Annotated in this window: 4 protein-coding genes and 1 pseudogene; 3 read left to right on the top strand and 2 right to left on the bottom strand. The window is 61.7% G+C overall.

The genetic code is table 11. From position 1 onward, the window contains the following. Positions 1-124: 124 nt before the first annotated feature. Positions 125-964 (bottom strand): glutathione-dependent disulfide-bond oxidoreductase, encoded by an 840-nt coding sequence (yghU, locus tag ACE04F_RS17520; protein WP_486108632.1) that lies wholly within the window; start codon positions 962-964, stop codon positions 125-127. Between the two features lie 440 nt (positions 965-1,404). Between yghU and ACE04F_RS17515 the strand changes: the two are divergent. Beyond that, a pseudogene (locus ACE04F_RS17515) lies at positions 1,405-2,172 on the top strand (PAS domain-containing protein); the annotation flags it as partial. A gap of 3 nt (positions 2,173-2,175) precedes the next feature. After that, positions 2,176-2,760, top strand: coding sequence for a methyl-accepting chemotaxis protein (locus tag ACE04F_RS17510; protein WP_370871124.1), 585 nt, complete (start codon positions 2,176-2,178; stop codon positions 2,758-2,760). Between the two features lie 81 nt (positions 2,761-2,841). On the opposite strand, the gene ACE04F_RS17505 is transcribed toward ACE04F_RS17510, so the two are convergent. Continuing rightward, a complete protein-coding gene (locus tag ACE04F_RS17505) occupies positions 2,842-2,967 on the bottom strand; it encodes a hypothetical protein (RefSeq protein WP_486108630.1) in 126 nt (41 codons plus the stop codon). 160 nt (positions 2,968-3,127) lie between these two features. Between ACE04F_RS17505 and ACE04F_RS17500 the strand changes: the two genes are divergently transcribed. After that, positions 3,128-5,182: a 2Fe-2S iron-sulfur cluster-binding protein gene (locus ACE04F_RS17500; protein ID WP_486108628.1), complete on the top strand. Its 2,055-nt coding sequence runs from the start codon at positions 3,128-3,130 to the stop codon at positions 5,180-5,182. Positions 5,183-5,327 lie beyond the last annotated feature (145 nt).

Genomic DNA, 5,327 nt, shown 5'->3' with positions numbered 1-5,327 from the left:
GGTCTGCGCAGCAGACCCAACCCAGCCAACGCAATGATTCAGGCATATCGCATCGACCGGCTGACGACTGCTGCGCAGCCGAGCGGGAGCAAGCTCCCTCGCCACAGGAGGTTGCGCGGCTCAGTCAGTCCAGGTCTTGCGCGCTATGCCGCTCCGGCACCTGGCTCGCTTCGTCGCCCCAGGTCCGGTTGACGCGCTGTCCGCGCACCACGGCGGGACGCTTGGCGATTTCCTCCGCCCAACGCTGCACGTGGGTGTATTCGTGGGCCGCCAGGAACTCGGCGGCCGAGTACACGTTGTTCCGCACCAGTTGGCCATACCAGGGCCAGACCGCGATGTCGGCAATGGTGTACTGGTCGCCGGCCAGGTAGCGGTTTTCAGCCAGGCGACGATCCAGCACATCCAGTTGGCGCTTGGCTTCCATGGTGAAGCGATTGATCGGGTATTCCAGTTTCTCCGGCGCGTAGGCATAGAAATGTCCGAAGCCGCCACCCAGGTAAGGCGCCGAGCCCATCTGCCAGAACAGCCAGTTCAAGGTTTCGGTGCGCCCGGCCGGATCGCTCGGCAGCAGCGCGCCGAATTTCTCCGCCAGGTACAACAGGATCGAACCGGACTCGAACACCCGGATCGCAGGTTCGACGCTGCGGTCCAGCAGGGCCGGGATCTTGGAATTCGGATTGACCTCGACGAAACCGCTGGAGAACTGGTCGCCTTCGCCGATGCGAATCAGCCAGGCGTCGTATTCCGCGGCGGTGTGTCCGAGCGCCAGCAGCTCTTCGAGCAGGATGGTCACTTTCACGCCATTGGGCGTTGCCAGCGAATAGAGTTGCAACGGGTGCTCGCCGATCGGCAGGGTTTTTTCATGGGTCGGCCCGGCGACAGGGCGGTTGATGCTGGCGAAGTGGCCGCCCGAGGGGGCTTCGTGCTTCCAGACTTTGGGCGGGACGTAAGACGCTTGGCTCATGGGACGTACCTTATCGTTTGAATGCGCTGATCCTGAAGCGAAGCCAATAGCACATTTGCGCTATGGCTCAGGTCGGGGACATGGACTCTAATCTATGGGCGCTCTGTCAGGCAGACAAGGGCCGTCGAAAATATCAGTCGGATCAACAGGGAGCAGTCTTGAACAACACAATCGTGAAGCAGGCGCGCCACAAGGGGCTTTGGCCGTTGCAATAATCATAGTACCGCGCACGGTAAAGTCGGATTGCAGTGGGAGCTATAAGGTCCTTATCAGCGCTTACTCCGCCATGTCTATTTCCTTCGGCAGTCACTTTAAATGTAAGCGGATACAGGTCTCTTTGACGTCAAAAGATAATTCCTGCGTACCGTTTCAGTCTCCGGATTATTCGCCGATAGCCATTTGAGGTCCGGTTGATTTCCAGATTCTGCCGAGGGTACGTCATGTTTAACACCGCATTGAAAAATGAACTGACGGCCAGGACGGCCGAATTGGCAACCTATAAAGGATTGGTCGGCGCGCTGGAACGGTCGATGGCCGTGATCGAGTTCAGCCCCGACGGCAAAGTGTTGCGCGCCAACGAAAATTTCCTCAAGACGATGGGGTATCGCGAGGACCAACTGGCGGGCTTGTCCCATCGCAATTTCTGTACGCCCGCGCTGGCTGGCAGTGCTGAATACCGTGAGTTCTGGGACCGGCTGCGGGCCGGTCAATTCGTTTCCGGGACTTTCCAGCGGGTCAGCGGGCAAGGTCGAAATGTCTGGCTGGAAGCCAGCTATAACCCGGTCCTGGACGAGCACGGTAAAGTCGTGAAAGTGGTCAAATACGCACTCGACGTCACCGCCCGGGTTGCCAGTGATGCGGAGATCCGGGGCCGGCTGGCGGCGCTTGACCGGGCCATGGCGGTCATTGAGTTCGACCTGGGCGGCAACATACTGACCGCCAATGACAACTTCCTCCATACGATGAATTACGCCCTGGCGGAGATCAAAGGCAAGCATCACCGGTTGTTTTGCGAAGCGGGCCTGGTCAACAGCTCGGAATATGGCGATTTCTGGCGACGCCTCAATGCCGGTGAGTTTTTCACCGGACAATTCAAGCGGGTGGGCAAGCACGGCAAGGTGGTCTGGCTGGAAGCCAGTTACAACCCGGTCTATGACGCCGAAGGCAAGCTGAGCAAGATTATCAAGTTCGCCAGTGACATCACCGAACGGGTGGAAAAGTTCGAAGAGGATTCACGCGGCGCGTCCCGTGCGTACCATATTTCTTCCGAGACCGAGAGAGTCGCCGAGCAGGGCGCCCAGGTGATCCAGCAGACCGCCAGGGAAATGCGCCAGATCGCCGAGAACATCGGCGCTTCCGCGCGTCTGGTCGGGCAACTGGGCGCGCGCTCGGAGGAAATCACCGCCATCGTCAACACCATTCGCGGCATCGCCGACCAGACCAACCTGCTGGCGCTCAACGCGGCCATCGAGGCAGCGCGGGCGGGTGACCAGGGCAGGGGCTTCGCGGTGGTGGCCGACGAGGTCCGGCAGTTGGCCGGACGTACCAGTCGCTCGACGTCGGAGATTGCCGAGATGATCGGCATGATTCTTTCGGAAACCCGCGACGCAGTCGCCAGCATGAGCGTAACCCAGGAAGGCGCATTGCGCGGGGTGACCCTGGCGGACCAGGCCGGATCGGTGATCGTACAGATCAGGGCCGGGACCACGGATGCCCTGGAGGCGGTGAGCATGTTCGCCTCCAAGCTCGATGAGTCCGAGGTTATTCCCAAGACGGCGATTGGCTGGGTCGGCTGAAAAGCACTGATTGCCGAGGCCGGGGGTGGATATCCGATAGGACCACCCCTTAGCCATTTGTTGATGCGCTTGAAAGGCGCCTCAATAGACCCGGTAATGAGTGATCTGACCTTTGGTGGTCTTGCCCGGAATGATGGTCTGCTTGAGATAGGCAATGTCCTGCTTGAACTGACGAAGAACTTTGCCTGAAGGATCTAGGCATTTCATTTGGTGAAACAGTGGATTTCAATCCGTGCGTATTCCTGCGCCGGCGCATTGGGCAGAAGATGACTCCACCCGCCCACACACCCGGTCAAGGGTGTGACGGACGAACCTGACCGTAGCGCACTCGCCCAGGCAGCAATGCCGCAGGCGCAAGGAGTGATCGATGAACGAAGCCTCGAAAATAGCCCTTTCGCCCTGGCATGAAGGCGAGTTGGCCTTGCAGCGCACCGTCGGCGCAGTAGAAATGATGGCGGGTGTCGGCCAGCGGCAGCTGGCGCGGAGCTGGATGCCGGATCAGCACCGCGAGTTCTACGCCCAGTTGCCTTTTGTGGTGCTGGGCGCGGTGGATCGCCAGGGCGATGTCTGGGCGACCCTGCGCACCGGGCAGCCCGGTTTCATGAATTCACCGGACCCGGAAACGCTGCACATCCACTTCGACCCGGAGCGTGAAGACCCGGCGGAGGAAGGCATGGGCGAGGGCGACGCCATCGGCATGCTCGGCATCGAGTTGCATACCCGTCGCCGCAACCGCATGAACGGTGTCGTGCGCCGCCGGCTTGAGCGCGGGCTGGAGATCTCGGTGAGCCAGGCCTATGGCAACTGCCCACGCTACATCAACCTGCACCAGTACCGTTTCGTCGATGAGCAGCCCGCCGAATCGCGCCAACTGGAGGCGGCCGACCCGTTGGTCCGGCAGCTGGTCACGGCGGCCGATTCGTTCTACATCGCCACCTATGTGGTGCGCGACGGCGAGCGGCAAGTTGATGCGTCCCATCGCGGCGGCAAGTCAGGTTTTGTGCGCATGGACGAGGACGGCACGCTGACGATTCCGGATTTCTCTGGAAACCTGTTCTTCAATACGCTGGGCAATATCCTGCTGAACCCGCGTGCGGGCCTGGTCTTCGTTGATGTCAAAACGGGCGATTTGCTGCAGATGAGCGGTTCGGCGCAAGTGTTGCTGGACGATCCGCAGATCGCCGCGTTCCAGGGCGCCGAGCGGCTGTTGCGTTTTACTCCGCAGCGCATTGTCCATCGTCCGGCGGCGCTGCCGTTGCGCTGGAAGGACCAGAATGAGGGGGCCTCGCCCAATTCATTGATGACCGGCAGCTGGGAGCAGACCGCCGAGCGTTTGCAGGCCGAGGCCCTGCGCAGCCAATGGCGGGCGCTGCAGGTCACCCGGGTGGTGGACGAAAGCCACGATATTCGATCCTTCTACCTGCAAACCAACGACGGCGCCGGTTTACCCCGGTTCGAAGCCGGGCAGCATCTACCCGTACGGATAACTCTGGAAGGACAGCAAGTGCCGTCGATCCGGACCTATAGCGTGTCCAGCGCGCCGTCGGACGATTTTCTGCGCATCAGCGTCAAGCGTGACGGCGCGGTGTCTTCGCACCTGCATGAGCAGATCCAGGCGTCCCACCAGATTGACGCCCGGGCACCTCAGGGGCATTTCACGGTGGATCCGACTGAGCGTCGGCCTTTGGTACTGTTGGCGGCGGGCGTCGGTATCACACCGCTGTTGTCGATGCTGCGCGAAGTCGTCTACCAGGGGCAACGCATCAGCCGGATGCGCCCGGTGTGGCTGGTGCAAAGCGCTCGCCACGTCGCCGACCTGGCCTTTCGCGAGGAGATCGATGAACTGGTGGCCCGTGCCGGTGACAAGTTTCGGGTGCTGCGCATGGTCAGCCAGCCGCCCACCGACGGCACGGTCGGGCAAGGCTACGACGTGGCCGGCAGAATCGAAGTGACGCTGCTCAAGCAACTGCTGCCCCTCGATGATTACGATTACTACCTGTGCGGGCCGGGCAGCTTTACCCAGGCGCTGTACGACGGCTTGCGCAAGCTGCGCATTCCCGATGATCGCATTCACGCCGAAACCTTCGGTCCGTCCACGCTGGTGCGCGACATCGAAGTCAGCGTACCGGCGCCCGAGCAAGTGCCGGCGGCCACCGAAGCGGTGGAGGTGTTGTTCGCCGGTTCGGCCAAGGAGGCCCGCTGGGAACCGGAAAGCGGGACGCTGCTGGAACTGGCCGAAGCGCGGGGCCTGAATCCCGAGTTCAGTTGCCGCGGTGGATCCTGCGGCACCTGCAAGACCCGCATGACCCAGGGCCAGGTGCATTACCTGACCCAGCCGGCCGAGCCCGTGGCGGCAGGCGAGGTGCTGATCTGCTGCGCCGTACCGGCCGAGGGCAGCGAGCCTTTGGTACTGGAGGTCTAGCGTGCGGCGCTGACGCTCCTTCCTTCGCCAGCACATTCAATATCTTCATCGCCTGACACTCCGCCTTCGCGAGCAAGCTCGCTCCCACATGGGTCCTGCGGCGCATACACATCCGACGCCAGGCCCATTCCAGTGTGGGAGCGAG

The sequence above is a fragment of the Pseudomonas sp. AGC41 genome (assembly GCF_057334555.1).
This window is presented reverse-complemented; position numbering and strand designations above follow the sequence as displayed.